We start from the raw sequence: 18,994 nt of genomic DNA, 5'->3' as shown, positions 1-18,994 counted from the left end.
GTTGGTGAAAACATTGATGCCTTTTTCGGTCAAAGGGAGCAAGAAAACGATGGTCGGCGTCGTTGCTGGATTCGCGTCATCCTGTCCCAACTCAATATCGCTCGTCACGAAAGTGCCCCTGCCCGGAACTCTGACGATTAAATTTTGATCGACGAGTACAGAGAGTGCTTTCTTTGTTGTAATGTGGCTGACGTTGAATTGTTTCTGTAATTCTTCTTCATATATTTTTTCACCCGGATTTAGCTTTTGCGTCCGAATTTGTTCCTTCACAAAATTTGCCACATTAATATAAAGTGGATTGTTCTTTTTCATTTTAATGTTGTTCCCTTCCGAGATCAGGAGTATATTAAACATGATTTTTATTACTTTCATTATATCCTCGATTGTGTTTTTAAACAAGCCGATACCAATTGACAATGATTAAATGAACTATTTATAATATAAATCATATTAGTGATTATAAACATGTTTTATGTGGTAAAAATATGAGGAGAGTTAAATTGAAGAAAATGTATATGATAGCTTCAACCCACTTGGATCGAGAAGGGTATTACCTTTTCGAGATTTTCCGCGCGCGAATGACAGAAATCATGAGAAAGACGATCGGGATGTTCGAATCGGGGGCACTCCAGTACTTCCACTGGGATGGACAAACCTCTGTGCTTGAGGATTTTCTCGAGATTCATCCAGAGTTGGAAGCCGCAGTCGTAGCGCTCATTCGCAATGGCAAGCTGATCGTAGGTCCTTGGCATGTCCAGCCGGATGAATTTATCGTATCGGGAGAAAGCCACGTTCGTAATTTGCTTATCGCTCGCCAGTTGCAACTATAGTCGGAGTCGTCAAAACTCGTCTGGATGAGACGACAGCGGAATTACAAAACATGACTTTCCGAGCCGACAGCTTCAACGATGTGCTTCGTCCTTACGAAGTTGCAACTTATCGTGTAACGCTCGAACGGGCAACCGGATGTCAGGCTGCTGGGGTTTAAAATCAATGAACTTGGAGGGGTTGATCAGGATGGATGATCGTAAATCTTGGCGTTCGAAATGGATATGGGCGAAACCCGAAAGCGCGGCTGTGACTGCAAGCAATGAACTCGTCTATTTCAGACGCTCCGTTCGGTTGGAGGAAAGCGAAGCATACGCGTTTCGCATCGACGTCAGCGCCGATAGTCATTACCGGCTATACGTCAACGGAGAGCCTGTCTGTACTGGTCCTTGCAGGGGAGACTTGAAGACCCATTACTACGAGACAGTGGAGGCTGGGAAGTATCTTCGTCCCGGAGATAACGTGATTGCCGTTAAAGTGCTGCATTATGCGTATGGGAGTCCACGCCCGGAAGGCGTGTTTTTCTCTCCGCTCGGTGCGTTGATCCTGGAAGGCGAGGTACGCTCGTCTGAGGGGGAGCTTCTGGAATCGATCGTTACAGACGACCAATGGGAAGTAATGCGCGACGATGCGATTACGTTCTTGTCGGAAGATATTACCTGCGTAGGCGGACCCGAATCCGTGGACGGAAGGCTTCTGCCGCATGGCTGGGAGTATTCGGATTATAAGGCAACGAATCAACACAAGTGGGAAAAAACTTTTATAGTCAAAGAAACGGAATCCCCGTACGACGGGTTTATGACGCCATGGCAGCTTACGCCAAGGTCGATTCCATTGTTATTCGAGAGGCTTCGCCCTTTTAAACGAGAAATGCGAAGAGAGGGCGACTTCCTTATTGAGAAAGGATTTCCGGAGAAAGGATCTTTATGCGTCGAACCGCGAACGGAGATGGCGATTGAGTTGGACGCGGGCGAGTTGACTACCGGAAACATCCGATTCGTTATCGAAGGAGGCAAAGGGGCGACAATTCGATTTCTAGGATCCGAAAGCTACGAAACGCCGGAGGGAAAGAAAGGGATTCGCGACGATACGGAAGGTAAAGCGCTGAGAGGATATACCGAAACGTATCAAGTCGCCGGTCTTGGCGGCGTCGAAGAAATTTACGAAACGGTTTTGTTCCGCACGTTCAGGTTTCTCCGGATCGAAGTGATGACTGGCGAAGAAGCGCTGACGATCCGTTCTGTCTCGTATCGGGAGACTGGTTACCCACTTGATGTCAAAGCCTCGTTCGAATGCTCGGACGAAACGCTTCAACCTTTATGGCAGATCAGTATCACCACGCTTCAACGTTGCATGCACGACAATTATTTCGATTGCCCTTATTACGAACAACTGCAATATAGCATGGATACCCGGTTGCAGATATTGTTCACGTACGCCATTAGCGGTGACGACAGGCTTGCTCGCAAGGCGATATACGATTTTCACAGCTCGCTTATGCCTAATGGCATGATTCAGAGCAGATATCCGTCAGTCATCCAGCAAGTGATTCCCGGATTTGCTTTGTATTGGATCATGATCGTGCACGATCATCTGCTTTATTATGGCGATATCGCGTTTGCCTCGAGATTCCGGCCGACGATCGATGCCGTACTCGATTGGTTTGAGCGCGAAACGGGAACGGACGGACTCATCGGTCCATCTCCTAAACGTTATTGGTCTTATGTGGACTGGGTGAAGGAGTGGGAATCTCGCAGAGGCGTACCCGATACCGAAGGTCCTTTAACTGTTTACAATTTGATGTACGTCGACGCACTTAGGAAGGCGGCGGATATTAACCGTCTATCCGGCAGATTGGATACGGCGAATGAATACGTTGCTAGAGCTGCTCGTACGGAAAAAGCGGTTCGCGATACGTGTTGGTCAGAGGTAAAAGGTTTGTTTAGGGATGGTCCCAATTTGGAGCTATTTAGCCAGCACGCGCAAATTTGGGCGATTTTGACGGGGGCAGCGGAACCCACAATTGCTCGTCAATTAGCTAATGCGCTCATGAACGATAAATCTTTGGCGCAAGTTTCGTATTCCATGGGATATTTCTTGTTCCGCGCACAGTCTGCGGCGGGTACTTACGACGAAGCCTATGCATTATGGGACATGTGGAAGGAACAGGTCGATCTACATTTGACAACCTGGTTGGAGGATCCGATCTCGCAGCGAAGTGATTGCCATGCCTGGGGATCCGTACCGCTCTATGATTTTACAAGTGAAGTTCTGGGGCTTAAACCGGTCGCGACAGGTTATGGGCGGCTCAGAATCGAGCCGAAGCCCGGCCCGCTCAAATGGGCTAGGGGACAAGCAATGGCGAAGGATAGACTTGTCCGAATCGATTGGAAGATCGAAGAAGGCAACTTCAATCTTGAGGTGGAGGGTATCGGTGGAATTCAGGCTGAAATTGCTCTTCCGGACGGGACCGTTATCGATAGCGACGGCGTAAGCGACAAGTTGAACTTTACTTGCCGAGTCCAATAATTAGTTATCCTACCCCGAACATTGTTCGGGGTAGTTTTCTTGGCATCTCATAGTTCTTTCAGGCGAGTATTACGCTAAAATATTCATTGAACTGCTGGAGTTCGTCCCGAAACTAAAAGGAGAGTTTTGGCATGCTTCGCGGCATAACCCTCGTTGGATCTCATACCGGAAGCAACGACGACGGCGATTGGGTCGTGTATAAAAAGGTCGATCTAGGCAGCGCGTATCGGCTGTTTACGGCTAATGTCGCGGTACCGGCAGCGTTTGCCGGCAAGACGGCGGAAATCAGGCTGGGCAACGTGACAGGCACGCTTGCCAGCATTCTTACCGTACAAAATACGGGTGGCTTCTTCAACTTCACGCAGCAGACGGCCACGCTGACTGGCGCAAGCGGCGTGCATGACATTTACATCGTGTTCAAAGGCAGGCTAGGAGTGGGCAACTTTGACTGGATTAAATGTTATATTTTTTAAAGCTTCTTTAGCCTCAAATTTTGAGTTTGAACTTTTGACTGTCCAGCACTATATCAGCCTTAAAACGAGAACCTCAAATTAAGAACCTCAATAAGCCGCCATAAAGCACCCCAGTTGCAGGATGAGAACTACTTATCCTGCGGCTGAGGTGCTATTCTTTGTGCATCAACCGCAAGAACGAGGGCACAAGGAGGCTAAATGGATGTATCCATACTCAGAGCAGGAGCTGCTGGCGCAAGCCTCACAGCGCACCTTTCCCGGAAGAGCGACCGAAGCTAAATTTTTACTTGGCGGCATAGGCACGGGCAATCTATCAGTCGGTTCTCGCGGCCAATTATGCGATTGGGAAATATTTAATAAGCAAGGGAAAGGCAATAAACTGCCCTACACCTTTTTTGCAATCCGAACACAACAAGATGGACAACCACCCATTGCCAAAGTAATAGAATCGCAGCTGGAAGGTGCTTTTTCCTATGCTTGCGGCTTTCATACAAGCGAGCTGGCCGGACTGCCGCGCTTTGCAGCATCGGAGATGAAAGGAGAATATCCCTTTGTTACAGTGGATCTCCTGGATGATGCGTTGCCGGTACAAGTGCAAATGGAGGCATTTACCCCTTTTATTCCATTAAATGCAGATGACTCCGGCATACCGGCCGCTATGATCCGTTACAAGCTAACCAATCGCGCAAATAACCCTGTCGATGTCACGATTGCAGGTTCGTTAGCAAATGTCGTTGGATTGGAGCAAATGGACAAACATGCAAACGTAAAGCTTGCGGAGCAAGTAAGAAATCAATTTCGGCAGGGGGAAAACGTAAGCGGACTGTACTATGACGCGCCAGGGCTAAACGAAGATCATAGGACTTACGGCTCGATGGCGCTTATGACATCGACTCCTATGGAGCAAGTGACTGTAAAAGAAGCATGGCTGGATGGATTTTGGTCTGATGGTATTCATGATTTTTGGGATGATTTTTGCGAGGATGGTTTATTGCAGTTCCGTTCGGAAGCGCATGGGCAAAGAGGCCGTCTGATGAATAAATCAAAGCTGCGCATCGGCTCGCTTGGTGTAAAGCGAACATTGGAAGCAGGCGAATCCTATACGTTTGAATTCGCTATTTCGTGGCATTTTCCTAACCGCCCAAAGTGGTGGGAAGGCGGCAATACGTTTAAAGATGACGGCAGACGTGAAATCGAAAAAAACTATTACACCCATTTATTTGCTAATGCTTGGGATGCAGGAACTTATCTATTAAACAACCTTCCACGTTTAGAGCAGCATTCGCGTAATTTTCATCGGGCGTTGTTCGGCAGCACATTGCCTGGTTATGTACTTGAAGCTCTATCGAGCAACATAACCGTGCTTCGCAGTACAACTTGCTTTCGCATTTTTAACGGAACCTTCCTCGGCTGGGAAGGCGGTCTTGATCAAGGAGGAAGCTGTGAGGGCTCCTGTACGCATGTGTGGAATTATGCGCAAACGCTGGCCTTCTTATTCCCTGATCTGGAACGCTCCATGCGCCGGGTCGAGTTTCTGCTTGAAACGGATGAGCAAGGCAGTATGGCATTCCGTACCAATCAAGTGCTGGGCGGTGATAGATGGGATATGATTCCCGCTACTGATGGCCAGTTGGGGACGATTGTCCGTTTGTACCGAGAATGGAAGCTAAGCGGGGATGATGCTTTTTTACAAGAAGTGTGGGGAAAAGCGAGTCTTGCTTTAGATTTTGCTTTTCGTTATTGGGATTCCGACGGCGATTTTGTACTCGATAGCGAGCAGCACAATACTTATGATATCGAGTTCCATGGTCCGAATTCGCATTCCAACTCGATGTTTTACGCTTCTTTAAAGGCCGGGATGGAAATGGCGCAATATTTGAGAGATGACGAGCGGGCCGAACGTTATAAATCCGCCTTTGAAAAAGGCAGCCATAAAATGGACGAGCTGCTGTGGGGCGGCGAATATTACGTACAGCAGTTAGACGATATCGACGAGTACCGTTACCAATACGGCACGGGTTGCCTGTCCGATCAAATACTCGGTCAATGGATGGCTCATGTGGCGGGACTCGGTTATATTTTGCCGGAGGATCATGTTAAAAAAACCATTCAATCGATATTCAAATATAACTTCCGTTCCACTTTGTCGGAACATCACAATGTTCAACGCACCTTTGCGCTAAACGATGAGAGCGGCCTGCTGCTTTGCTCCTGGCCAAATGGCGGCAGACCGAAGCTGCCATTCGTGTATGCGGATGAAGTATGGACAGGCATCGAATACCAGGTTGCCGCACATCTGATTTACGAAGGTTTTGTGCAAGAGGGACTTTCACTTGTAAAAGCAGTTCGCGACCGCCATGACGGTTACAAACGAAATCCGTGGAATGAAGTGGAATGCGGACATCATTATGCCAGATCGATGGCAAGCTGGGCGCTTTTGACCTCGCTTAGCGGTTATTCTTTCGACATGGTCAATCGTACGCTATCTTTTGCTCCCCGAATAAATGAAGAACAGTTCAGCTGCTTTTGGAGCACGGGTACAGCGTGGGGAGTTTACAATCAAACGATAAATACCGCGACAGGTGAAAAAGATTGGTCGATCGATGTTTTGTATGGCGAAATTAGCAATGTGTCCGTTAATGGAGCACAAAAGAAAGTCGATTAGGACTCTAAAAATCGAGAACCTCGTAATTAGAACCTATGTATCCTGCACAAACAGAACCAAAGCTGCAAATTGCGAACTATTTGTACCAATGGAACGATGCTATTCTCAAGATGCCGGCAACAATAGAAGGGGTGAGAGCATGACAGGGAAATTGAAGCTTGGAATTATCGGGTTAGGAGAAATTGCTCAAATTGCTCACTTGCCGATTCTTTCCTCCTTACGAGACCAATTTGAAATTACCGCGATATGCGATGTGTCTCCACAATTAGTCCAGGCGATTGGACGGCAATATCATGTAGACAAACGTTATCTTACTTCAGCAGACTTGGTTGCTGATCCTGATATAGAGGCAGTGTTTGTACTAAATAGCGACGAGTATCACGCGGATAACGTTATTGCGGCTCTAGAAAACGGCAAACATGCTTTTGTCGAGAAGCCAATGGCTCTCAATATGGAGGATGCCGAACGAATTATGGCCGCGGAAAAGGCATCCGGCAAAAAAGTGATGGTTGGCTATATGCGCCGCTACGCTCCGGCATTTAGACAGGCGCTCGAAGAAGTGAAGCAGATGAAGCATATTAACTACGCGCGCTTTAGAGACATTATTGGCTACAACCATTATTTCATTAAACAAACGCAAAATGTATTCCGTTTTTCCGATATCCCTGCTGAGCTGGCTGCTCAAAAAGAAGCAAGAGGCAAGGAGCAGGTTTACAAAGCGATTGGCGATAGCGCCGAGCTATACTCGAACACATATCGCTGGATGGCTGGATTATGCAGTCATGATTTCTCCGCTATGCGCGAAATGCTTGGCATGCCAAAACGCGTCGTTGCCGCTACAAAGTGGAGCGAGCGGAATTTTATGAATGTCCTGTTTGAATACGAAGGGTTTCATGTCGTCTATGAGGTAGGCTTTGATCATCATATTAGATTTGATGCTGCGATCGAAATATTTGGCGATCAGAAAACCGTTCATGTCCAGTATGACTCGGGTTACATTCGCCACTTGCCGACAACATTAAAAGTCGAACAATCGGAAGGCACCAGCTATACGGAATCGGTTATCCGTCCCACTTATACAGATCCGTATACTTGTGAGATTTTACATTTCTACGAAGCTGTCAAAGAAGGCAAGCCGTTAAATACGACAGCGGAAGATGCCATCGATGATTTGCGGTTATTCCAAATGATTGTTCAAGCCATCGAAGCGGCGCAATAATCAGTTTCTATCTATGAAGGAGCAAATATGCAAAGGAAACTAAAGGTTGGTTTAATTGGCTATGGTTATGCGGGCAAAAATTTTCACGCACCGCTGATTACCTCGATTCCGGGCATGGAGCTTGCCAAAGTCGTACAGCAGAAGCTGAATAGCGCCAAAGAACGCTACCCTGGGGTGGAAGTGGTGAGAAGCGCAAATGATTTGTTTCAAGATCAATCGATCGATCTGATTATCATTGCAACGCCAAGTACGGATCATTACACGTTTACGCGCGATGCACTGCTAGCCGGCAAACATGTTATTGTCGAAAAACCGTTTACGGTTCGATCCTCGGAAGCCCGTTCATTAATCGCCTTGGCAAGAGAGCAAAAAAAGATGTTGTCTGTTTTTCATAATCGGCGGTTTGATGGCGACTTTAAAACGATTAGAGAATTACATGGTCAAGGCCTGCTTGGCCGCTTGACCGATGTACGTTTTAGTTGGGATCGCTATATGCCAAAAGTCGATGTATCCGCGTGGAGGGAAAGCAGCGCTCCCGGCGCAGGTATTTTATATGATCTCGCCATTCATTTTATTGATCAAGCTCTTTATTTATTTGGAGTGCCGAGCCATATCCATGCAGATATTCGCAAACAACGCGAGCACGCTGAAACAGACGATTTCTTTGACATCGTATTGACGTATGAAAACGGACCGCGCGTAACGCTGGAAGCCTCGCTGCTGCGCCGGGAAAAAGGGCCGCGCTATACGCTGCATGGCACAAAGGGCTCCTTTGTAAAGTGTGGGGAAGATCCGCAGGAAGAAACGCTTCTGCAAGGATTAACGCCTGCGTGGGCAGATTGGGGTAAAGATAAGCCCGAGCGCTTTGGTGCTTTGGATATGACATTTGCAGGGCAGCATTACATTGGCCGTATCGAAACAATGGCGGGCAGCTACGAGCAATATTATCAAAACGTGTATGATCACATCGTCCATGGGGCTGAGCTGATCGTAAAACCTGAGGATGCACAGGCAGCCGTTCGTTTAATTGAATTGGCGCAAGAAAGCAGCGAGAGCGGCAAGACGATAGCCGTCAATCTGTAAACTAGGGCACGAACTTGGCAACTTAAAGGAGGTGCGGCATGGGATTTTTTAAAGAAATCTATCGCAATCGAAGTCTTTATACTTTAGCATTGCCTGGATTACTGTTTCTGGTCATCTTTGCTTATATACCTATGTTTGGTCATTTGATCGCTTTTAAAAAGTTTAATGCAACAATCGGATTCTGGAACAGCCCTTGGGTAGGCTTTAAAAATTTCGAGTTTTTCTTTTCTTCGGGTCAATGGCTTGAAGTGACGTGGAACACGATTTTTCTAAATTCATTATTTATTATTTTTGGTTTGGGTCTTGCTGTCGTGATGGCCATACTGTTGAATGAGATTCGACTCGCTATAGTAAAACGATTTGCTCAATCCATTATTTTTATGCCGTATTTTATTTCATGGATGGTAGTCAGCTTAATGGTTTACGCACTGTTAAACACGACAGACGGCATGATCAACCAAATGCTCAAATCATTGGGCATGGATGCCGTAGGCTGGTACAATAACGCAAATTTCTGGCCATCTATATTGACGATCGTTTATGTATGGAAAATGGCAGGGTACTATTCGATTATTTTCTTAGCCTCCATTACGGGCATTTCCAGTGATTATTATGAAAGTGCTCGGATAGACGGCGCAACTCGTTTTCAGCAAATCCGTCATATTACTTTGCCATTAATCCGTCCAACGATTATCGTGTTGGCGCTGCTTGCAGTCGGTCGTATTTTTTATGGAGACTTCGCGATGATCTACGGCATCATTGGTGATAACGCGGCACTGTTTTCTACAACGGATGTAATCGATACTTTCTCGTATCGCGCGCTTAGACAGCTTGGCGATTTCGGAATGTCATCATCCGTAGCCTTGTATCAGTCCATCATGGGCGTCGTGGCGATTATATTATTTAACTGGATCATTCGAAAAGTAGATAAAGATTCCGCATTGTTTTAGCGAAAGGGTGAGAGTGATGGAACAGCCAGCTTTGCGAAAGCGCAGAAACTTGGATGTGGAATATACATGGACGGGCAGACTATTTACATGGTCCGGTTATATTCTCGTCGCGCTGTTTACAATATTTTGTTTAGTGCCGTTTTGGATGGTGCTTATCAACTCCTTCGCTGCCGAAAAAGAAATCATGACCAATGGCTTTCAATTGTTTCCTGCAGATTTTTCATTAGATGCTTATAAGATGCTGTTTAAAAGCAATCAAATTTATAGCAGCTATTTTGTCACCATCTTTGTAACGATTGTAGGTACGGTCTTAGCCATGCTCGTTACCAGCATGTATGCTTACGTGCTCGCTCATCGCAAAGTAAAGTATAGAAATTTTCTATCGTTCATGACTTACTTGACGATGATATTTGGTGCGGGTCTGGTTGGATTTTATATTACAATTGCCATCTATCTGGACTTAAAGGATAGCATTTGGGCTTTAATATTGCCGTATTTATTAAATCCATTTTTCGCGTTTATACTGGTCGCCTTTTATCGGAGCGTGCCATATGAGCTCAATGAGGCGGCAACAGTTGACGGAGCAAGCGAGTATAAAATATTTTTTAAAATCGTATGGCCGATTTCGTTGCCGGCCATTTCTACAGTCAGTTTGTTTTATGCACTGACATTCTGGAACGATTTTTGGTTATCGCTGCTATTTATTGATAACCATAAGCTTCATCCGCTGCAAATTATGCTCCGCCAGCTTATTTCCAACGCCAATATGAAGCAATATGTAGCCGGGGCCGCAATGGATTACGCTCAAGCGATTCCGACGTATGGTCTGCAAATGGCTACCGTTTGCTTAACGATCGGACCTATCATTTTACTGTATCCATTCGTACAAAAGTTTTTCGTTAAAGGGATTACGATTGGTGCGGTAAAGGGTTAATTATAGTTTTTACTAACAAGAAAAGGGTGATCGAAGTGAAGTTAAGAAAATGGTTAGTCGTCATGTTGTCTGTCATGTTAGTTGTACTTGCTGCTTGTTCCAACTCCAATCCAAGCGGCGGAAATGAAGGCGGAGGCGATAAAGAGGGGGGCGCCGATCTAGGCAAAGAAGTGACACTTAAAATTATGCTGCCTGGCGATCGTCCGCAAGATCTGGATAAAATCGTTGCTGCAGCAGAGCAAAAAATGAAGGAAGACGGTCTTAATTACAAATTGAACTTTGTGTTCGTGCCTTGGGCGGATCTAGCCAGCAAAACACAAGTAACCTTAACATCCGGCGAAGAGATCGACATGATTTACGATGCTCCTTGGTTGCATATTAATCAAATGACTAGCGAAGGCTACTACACTGATTTGACTGATCTTATTAAAGAACACGGTCAAAACATTTTAAATGCCGGCTCCGAGCTTATTTTCGAAGCAAATAAATTTAACGGCAAAATGACTGCTATTCCGCTAGGAAGTAAAAACGGCCATGCCAACTCTATCATTATTCGTAAAGATATTCGCGAAGAGCTTGGACTTGAAGAAGTGAAAACACATGAGCAGTTTATCGAGTTTCTAAGAGCGGTAAAAGAAAAGAAGCCTGAAATTATCCCTTATTCCGCTTGGGGCGTTTCACCGGACTTATCCTATGCAGGTATTCGCATCGAAAATGATTACGAAGCCGGCTTTAGAGTTACACCTGCTTTCAACCGCAACTTTACGTTATACTTGAAAGGCAATGATCCGACGGTTTACAACTTGTTTGACGAAATGGACCCAACAATATGGAGTTATATCGAGCTTACAAGATCGATGTATCAAGAAGGCCTGATCAACCCGGATATTATGTCCAGCCCTGACAGTAAGGTTATGCTAAAATCCGGTGAAATTGCATCTATGACCTATACGGACTTCTCGATGCAGCAAAATACTTTGCGCGAATTGCAGGCAAACGTGCCTGGAGCGGATTTGGAAATTTTCGAGCTTTATAAATTCGAAAAGAATGCCAACACATCCGATTACAAACAAAACGATTATTTGGCAATACCAAAGGCAAGTAAAAATCCTGTAGATGCTATTAAATTTTTGAACTGGGCGCATGAGCAAGACAATTACAACCTGATATCGTTTGGTATTGAAGGCGAGCATTGGGAAGCTGTAGGCGACACGCAGTATAAACCGCTTAAAGATTCTTATCCTTGGTTTGGCTGGTCCTTCCTATGGGCTCCCAAATATCATAAGTTCAGCGCAGAATTCTCACCGGAAGATCTTGCGAAGAACGAATTCTATTATACGGCTGAAAACTTTGAAAAAGATGTTCTGACTGGCTTTACCTTTGACACAAGCCCGATTGCAAACGAAATTGCTCAATTTAACTCCATTGACGCTAAGTACTACCCGCTAATTATGAACGGCGTAGTTGATCCGGCGGAAGCATGGGACAAGTATAAAAAAGAAGGCGAAGCAGTCGTTAAAAAGATTCAAAATGAGCTGCAAGGACAAATTCAAACCTTTTTGGATGGACAAAAATAAACTGGCAGTAGTGAGTGAGGTGAGCGAACGATGGATGTAAAAAGAATTATTATCGACACCGATATCGGCTCAGATCCGGATGACTCTGTCGCACTTGCACTCGCTATGCGATCTCCCGAACTCCAGATTGAAGGCATTACGACCGTGTATGGCGATGTTGATTTACGAGCGCGTTTAGCGAAAAAAATGCTGCGACTCGGAGAGAAGGCGGATATTCCGATATATACGGGCATCAGTCCTTCCTTGCTGCGCAATCGCGAGGTTTGGTGGGGCGGGCATGAAGGCGAAGGCGTACTCGAGGGCGGTGAGTCGACCGAGTCTGCCGGACATGCCGTAGATTTCATAATTGAAAAAATTATGAGCAATCCCGGTCAAATTACCCTGATTGCCATTGGTCCGCTTGCTAACGTAGCGGCAGCACTCATCCGTGAACCGGCTATCGCAACGAATGTAAAGCAAATCCTTATGATGGGCGGCGTAACTCGCTTGGGCAAGGGCGGTGCCAGCTTACCCGTACTTGAGCATAATATCAAATGCGATCCGGAAGCAGCCTCTGTCGTTTTCGCTTCGGGTGCACCGATCGTCATGGTTGGACTTGATGTTACGATGCATGTAAACATACATCGTTCGGAAGTTCAGCAATTAAGCCGCTCGACCAGCCCATTAAATCAAGCGGTTAGCGAAATGTTGGGCAGATGGCTTGATATTTGCCAGCGCGACTTTACGGCTATGCACGATCCGATAGCGGTTTCCTACTTGCTTGATGACGCGGTTTTGCAGACAGAAAGAATGAACGTAACGGTAGAATATGATTTGCGCCATCCATCCGGGATGACAGTGGCTGTCCCGTCGGAAACAGGCAATGTGCAGGTTTGCCTGGGCGTAAATAGCGAACGGTTTATTCGGCTTCTGATGGAACGATTGCTAGGGAATGAATAGTCATTGCTATAATTGGCATAATACAATACGATACGGTTACGAAAGGAAATCCTCTCTTTCATTTAGAGAGGATTCCTTTCGCATTTATAAACAGACAAGCCGAGCGTTCAAACAGCATCTTTGTAGCTGCTGCTTCCACTGACCAAGTCAACAAGGCGGGTAGTTTCCAATGAAAAGTAAATTAATTCCCAGATCAACTTATATTCGTATCTTTATTGCCCTTGCCATATTGTGCACGTTCATTATTGCCATATTTTCTTTATTTTTAACCAAGCAATTTTCGAAATACTATATGGATGAAATAAAAGTTATTGCTGACAACCAGTTAAAGCAAACGGTATTTGACACGGAATTTACGTTAGAAAAGCTAAAGAGTTACAGCATAAACATGTATCAAGATCCGGATATTTTTAATTGGATCTCGGTTAATCGTAGAGATAAAGTGGCGGATTATCAAGCGATGGTCGCTTTGCGCCGCTATATTAATACAGAACGTTTTATTAGCAATGTTTATTTGATCAATAAGCAAACAGGCGATGTATTGGATTATCAAAAAGGGATTTCTGTTTTGGAAGCCTTTCATGATCAAACGATACTGCAATTAGAAGACAAAAAGAGCCAAGAGTATTTGCATTTTTTCTATCACGAGACTGCTCAAAAAGCTTATTGGGGGCTTGTTTTACCTCCGGATATTAGTCATGTGGACTATACCGGAAGCCTCGTCGTATTGTATGATCTGCAAATAGTCGAAGATTATTTTCAAAATAGTGGGGATGAAGACGTCCAAATTGCTGTGTTGGATGGTGAAGGCCGTTCGGTGCTTGGCGACCATAGAGAAGAATGGGATGCAGCGATTTATGAGCATGCTTCGCAAACGGATAAGTCCTACTTTCAGTTTGAATATGGAAATGAAACTTATTTCGCCAGCTCTGCTGGACTGAATTCGAATAAATGGAAGTTGTATTATGTTATTGGCATGAGCGGCTGGGACAAGAAGGTGGATCAATTTTCCGCCATTATTGTGTTATCTTCATTTGCTATGCTAGTTGCGATTATCATTGTGATGTTTTGGAATTCACATCGATATATTAAACCTTTTAGTTCCCTTGCAAAAAAAGTACAACTGCTTTCGACGAGCTCTAAAGATGAGCGTTCGCTTGAGTGGGAGTATGATGTTATTAAGCGCGGTATTGATAGCCTGGTACATACCAGGGACGAGATGATACATACGATGCGTGATCATGAGTTTATGATTACGGATGAATATTTTCGTCGCTGGATTTTGCAGGGAAAGATGAACTCCTCCATGAAAGCTTATATCGAGAAGCGGTCATCCTTAGTACATTATGATTATATAAGACTTGCCGTTATCCGTATCGATTCGTATGCGGAGTTTCAAGAAAAATATAATTTTGAATCTCGTAAATTAATGAAATATGCCATAGGCAATATCGCTCAGGAAGTATTACAGCAAGCGGAAAAGGATTCTCGAGCAGTCGACATCGGCGGGGATCATCTCGTCTTATTAATCGGCTGTTTGCCCGAGGAAATCGCGGATTCTTCTGAGGACGACATACTAACCCGACAAGTTCTGCCGATGGTTTCGGAGCAGGTTAAGAAATGGCTGTCGCTGCAGGTTACGATTGCTATAAGCTCGATCCGGGATATTTCGGACGATGTACGGCTTGGCTATGACAATATGTATGAGCTATCGACCTTTAAATTTGTAAGCGGCGAGGACCGTATTTACGAAGAGCGTGATCTGGAAGTATACGATACACTGCTCCAGCCGCCGGATGATGTTATGCTGCTTGAGCAAATTATGTATTCGGTTCGTTTGGGGCAAGAAAATGCGATGCGCTCGCATGTGGACACCCTATTTGCCAAGCTGCAGCATCTATCTTATACGGATTGTAAATATCAATTGGATCTTATTATGCACACATTTATGAGGAGTTTCCATTCGATAAAATCGGTTCAAGCTCTGCACGGCACTGAAATTCAGCTTGATCGATTTGCGACTCTGCAATTATTTCGACAATGGTTCGAAGAACAGCTAGTGCAGGTTATGGAGGCCATCCAAAACAACAGCCGTATTGGACGTAAAGAAGAGTATGTGGACGAAATGAAGGAATATATTCAAAATCACCTGCATTCGGCTCAGCTTAATATTGATGAGATTGCAGAAAAACTATCGCTTTCTCCGGGTTATGTAAGGCAGATCTTTAAAGAAGTTACCGAGATGTCTTTGTCGGATTATATATTAAATAAGCGAGTGGAAAATGTTTGCCTGCTGCTTATAAACACGGACTGGACAGTTGCGGAAATTGCCAAGCAATCAGGCTTTCAAACAAAAAGTCACTTTTTTACGATTTTCAAAAAAAGCACGGGTATAACGCCAAATCAGTATCGCATCGCGCATGGCAAGGAGCAGACGGAGTAGAAAAGGGAACCTTATTCCCTGAGGGAGACGAAATAACGCAGCCAGTTGGCTGCGTTATTTTCTTTCTGTTACCTTGCTTCCATCATACGAATAATGATTGTCGTTCCTTTGCCCTCTTCGCTGTGCATGTCAAAGCTTGCTCCTTTAATAAGCGAAAGCTTTCGGAACGGATTCATAAAGCCGAGTCGCTCGCTTTTGCCATGCATGAGCTCCTGCTGCTTCTCGTGAGGGATACCTGCGCCGTTATCCGCAATCGTGATTTTGATTCGGTGCTGCCCGCGTTCGAATTGTTCTCGTTCGATCGCCAGACGCAGCGTTCCGCCGGCTTTATTATTGGATATGCCGTGATGGACGGCATTTTCTACCAATGGCTGGAGCGTCATCGCCGGGATGTCGATGTTAATGGTTTCGTCAATATCGTATTCGATATTCAGCCTGTCGTCGAAACGTATTTGTTCGATCGCTAAATAGGCCTCTACAAGCTCTAACTCCTCCTTTAAAGGGATGAGCGAACGCTGCTTCTGGTAATCCAGCTTTGCACGGAAATAGGTAGCAAGATGATCCAATGCCAATCTTGTTTTTTCCTGATCAAAGTAGCTGAGCGAAATAATCGAATTGATCGTATTATACAAAAAATGCGGCGTAATTTGTGCGTAAAAGGAGCGAAGCTCATTCTCCACCGCTTCATGGGCTGACTTTTTCATAAGGAGCAAGGACTCGATTCGCACCTCTAGTTCAGCCAAGTTTACCGGCTTTTGCAAGTAATCATTAGCCCCCAACTGAAAGGAAACAACAAAATCGGACAATTGTCCTGCTGCTGTTAACATAATGACCGGCAGCTCTACCCAATCCTGCTTTTGCCTGATCGTTTTGCAAACCTCATACCCCGTCATCTGCGGCATCATTAAATCCAGTAGTAAAAGATCCACCTTGTCTGTTTCAATAATGTCCAGCGCTTCCTGCCCGCTGCCTACCGCAATTACACTATAATCCAAAGAATGAAGCCAATTAATAAGCACCTTTAGATTGGCAAGCTCATCGTCTACGACCAGTATGGTATAAGGCTTTGAGCCGTTTACTCTTGTCTGAGGGATAGGCTGCGGCTGCTGCAGGTCCTGCATGTTCAACCTCGCCGTCATCGCTTGCTCATCCCGATCGGTGTCATTATCCGAATACTCTAGCAGCTGCTCCTCAGTTGCCAGTGGAATCGTGAAGGTAAAGCATGAGCCTTGACCTAGTTCGGAAGTTGCCTCAATATGCCCTCCTGCAGCCTCTACAATCTGTTTCGTAATACTTAAACCTAAACCAAGCCCTTCTGATTCGCGCAGCCTGGTGCTTTCTACTTGGTAGAAGGTTGTGAAAATATGCTCTAAATTCTCTTTCGCAATACCCAGCCCGGTATCCTGCACCGATATGTGCATATGCTCTTCATTAACCCAAGCAGAAATCGTGATCGTTCCCTGCTTTGTAAACTTAATCGCATTATAGATCAGATTGAAAAAAATCTGCTTCAGCTTTTGCTCTTCCATATAGACCAGCGGCATATCATTCGGGATTTTATTGATGATTTGTACCTGCTTAGCGGGCTGCATGACATACGCAATCTCATCAAGCACTTCCTCGACAACGCGAATCTGGATCGGTCTGGATACAATCGATACTTCTCCATGCTTGATTCTGGATACAAATGAAAGATCCTCAACCAAGCCCGCCAATCTTCTGCCAACCGAATTTATTAAAATAACGCTTTCTTGCTGCTGCTTTTTTAATGGCCCTTCTACGCCCTCCATCAGCGATCGGGATAGATTAATAATGCCGTGAAGCGGCGTTCCAAGCTCATGTGAGGTTTTGACAAGGAATTCATCCTTCATGCGGTCGAATACGAGCAACTCACTGGATAACTCCTCAACCCGTTTAAAAGCCTGTTGGGAACGATGGCTCATTAATAGCGCCAAGCTAACTACCATAATCAGAAATAAAAGCAGAGTAGGCGTTTCGATATTGACCTCAAACAAGAGGACGGCTACGAGCAGACAGCCGTAGGCTGCAAAGGTAAATACGACCGTCAGCACATAATGGGACTCATCGGTTTTTTGTTTATAGGCTTTAATCAACATGATCAGGATGTATACAAAACCAATAGCCGTAGTCAACGAGACAATGAATTGGATAACCGAAAAAGGAACATAGTCCAGTAGAGTCGTTGCTGCAAAGAACACCGTTACGGCCAAGGCTTGAATTCCTAGCAACCAGCTTAATGCCGTCACGACTTTTTTGCTAGCAATCATATTGAAAAAATGATACACAAATTGGAGAAAAAAGAGCACGAACAGGGTAAGCGCAACAGCCTGTATGTTGATTTGGACCAATGGACCGAGCTCGGGAAATAGTAAGTAGATCCATCTTTCATTAATTGTCGAAATATGTACAGCCTGCGCCAGACAGAATAGACTAAAAAACAGCTCATATCTGAATTTTCGTTTATGCTGCAAATACGATGTGAAATAAATAAATGAAAATAGCAGATAGCCTGCTATAAGGAAGGCTTCAATAAATTTTTCTCGGCCCTGCAGCGCTAATATTTGATCGGCCAGACCGAAATCGAGCGAGCTGACAATCCCTCCAACGGCATAATCGTGATTGGCAACCTGTATAACAAGCTCCAGCTGTTTATTGCTGCTCTGCTCCAGGACGACATACTTTTTAAAGTCGAAGCGATAGTCCAAAGTGCTTTTGGAAGGAGCACCTGCGGAACCAAGCTCTTCTCCGTTTATATACACCTTGTTTGCATTTCGAATCGTATTTAGCTTGACCCCGTAACGATCGTCCTCTGGAACATGGATGAGCAAACGATACGTGCCGGTACCGAAAGGCGTTGCTTTTTCTGCTATATAGCCGTCCCAGGCTCCAGGCACAGAGATAGGTCGATGTATGCCCTGATACGTCTCAAACACATCCTCTCCAGGTTTGGGCACGATTAACTCATTGGGATAGAAGTCCCATTCGCCGTCAAGCGGAATAATCCGCTTATCCTGAGGATCCCATTGCTGCAAAGAAAGAACACCATTCTCCGCTTGGAATGAACCCGTGTCGAATACGTGAAGGGAACGTAATAAAAAATACGTTGTCAGTAGAACGCCAGCCATAATCAAGGTAAACAACTTTCTATTAAGCAATTACCCCAATCCTCTCCGTAAAACCGCTTGACCTCCTGTTTAGTATACTTTACTAGTCTTATCGCGTTCAATATAACAAACAGTATCGCCGCTAGGAGAAAGGGCTGAACAAAGACCTAATCTATATTATATATAATATATTACATAAAATATATATTGCATCATATTTAATCTATCT

General features: G+C 45.0%; 13 protein-coding genes. 11 read left to right on the top strand and 2 right to left on the bottom strand.

Annotation, left to right across the window (positions count from 1 at the left end):
• The coding region (locus PAT3040_RS08560; RefSeq protein ID WP_181376511.1) for a GntR family transcriptional regulator at nucleotides 1–312 on the bottom strand (312 nt) is incomplete at its 3' end.
• A gap of 197 nt (nucleotides 313–509) precedes the next feature.
• On the opposite strand from PAT3040_RS08560, the gene PAT3040_RS08555 reads away from it, so the two are divergent.
• From PAT3040_RS08555 to PAT3040_RS08505, 11 genes are all read left to right on the top strand, one after another.
• Complete coding sequence (locus tag PAT3040_RS08555) at nucleotides 510–830, top strand: glycoside hydrolase family 38 N-terminal domain-containing protein (RefSeq protein WP_258234902.1); 321 nt, start codon at nucleotides 510–512, stop codon at nucleotides 828–830.
• A gap of 187 nt (nucleotides 831–1,017) precedes the next feature.
• Nucleotides 1,018–3,357 carry an alpha-L-rhamnosidase-related protein gene (locus tag PAT3040_RS08550; protein WP_181376509.1) on the top strand — a complete coding sequence of 780 codons (2,340 nt, stop codon included), beginning with the start codon at nucleotides 1,018–1,020 and terminating at the stop codon, nucleotides 3,355–3,357.
• A gap of 131 nt (nucleotides 3,358–3,488) precedes the next feature.
• On the top strand, nucleotides 3,489–3,830 hold the full coding sequence (locus PAT3040_RS08545) for a carbohydrate-binding protein (RefSeq protein ID WP_108992277.1): 342 nt from the start codon (nucleotides 3,489–3,491) through the stop codon (nucleotides 3,828–3,830).
• Between the two features lie 202 nt (nucleotides 3,831–4,032).
• Nucleotides 4,033–6,495, top strand: coding sequence for a GH116 family glycosyl-hydrolase (locus PAT3040_RS08540; protein ID WP_108992276.1), 2,463 nt, complete (start codon nucleotides 4,033–4,035; stop codon nucleotides 6,493–6,495).
• Nucleotides 6,470–7,714 (top strand): Gfo/Idh/MocA family protein, encoded by a 1,245-nt coding sequence (locus PAT3040_RS08535; protein ID WP_219930259.1) that lies wholly within the window; start codon nucleotides 6,470–6,472, stop codon nucleotides 7,712–7,714. Before PAT3040_RS08540 ends, PAT3040_RS08535 begins: the two co-directional genes overlap by 26 nt.
• 27 nt (nucleotides 7,715–7,741) lie before the next feature.
• Nucleotides 7,742–8,797 carry an oxidoreductase gene (locus PAT3040_RS08530; protein ID WP_108992274.1) on the top strand — a complete coding sequence of 352 codons (1,056 nt, stop codon included), beginning with the start codon at nucleotides 7,742–7,744 and terminating at the stop codon, nucleotides 8,795–8,797.
• A 38-nt stretch (nucleotides 8,798–8,835) separates the two neighbouring features.
• Complete coding sequence (locus PAT3040_RS08525; RefSeq protein WP_108992273.1) at nucleotides 8,836–9,747, top strand: ABC transporter permease; 912 nt, start codon at nucleotides 8,836–8,838, stop codon at nucleotides 9,745–9,747.
• A 16-nt stretch (nucleotides 9,748–9,763) separates the two neighbouring features.
• On the top strand, nucleotides 9,764–10,681 hold the full coding sequence (locus tag PAT3040_RS08520) for a carbohydrate ABC transporter permease (RefSeq protein WP_108992272.1): 918 nt from the start codon (nucleotides 9,764–9,766) through the stop codon (nucleotides 10,679–10,681).
• A gap of 35 nt (nucleotides 10,682–10,716) precedes the next feature.
• A complete protein-coding gene (locus PAT3040_RS08515; protein WP_108992271.1) occupies nucleotides 10,717–12,258 on the top strand; it encodes an extracellular solute-binding protein in 1,542 nt (513 codons plus the stop codon).
• Nucleotides 12,259–12,288: 30 nt separating this feature from the next.
• A complete protein-coding gene (locus PAT3040_RS08510; RefSeq protein WP_108992270.1) occupies nucleotides 12,289–13,197 on the top strand; it encodes a nucleoside hydrolase in 909 nt (302 codons plus the stop codon).
• A gap of 169 nt (nucleotides 13,198–13,366) precedes the next feature.
• Nucleotides 13,367–15,640, top strand: coding sequence for a helix-turn-helix domain-containing protein (locus PAT3040_RS08505; RefSeq protein WP_108992269.1), 2,274 nt, complete (start codon nucleotides 13,367–13,369; stop codon nucleotides 15,638–15,640).
• Nucleotides 15,641–15,708: 68 nt separating this feature from the next.
• Here PAT3040_RS08505 and PAT3040_RS08500 read toward each other — a convergent pair whose 3' ends face one another.
• Nucleotides 15,709–18,816, bottom strand: a complete 3,108-nt coding sequence (locus PAT3040_RS08500) for an ATP-binding protein (protein WP_108992268.1) — start codon at nucleotides 18,814–18,816, stop codon at nucleotides 15,709–15,711.
• Nucleotides 18,817–18,994: the final 178 nt, after the last annotated feature.

The organism is Paenibacillus agaridevorans, from assembly GCF_003112455.1.
GTDB classification, from domain to species: domain Bacteria; phylum Bacillota; class Bacilli; order Paenibacillales; family Paenibacillaceae; genus Pristimantibacillus; species Pristimantibacillus agaridevorans.
This window is presented reverse-complemented; position numbering and strand designations above follow the sequence as displayed.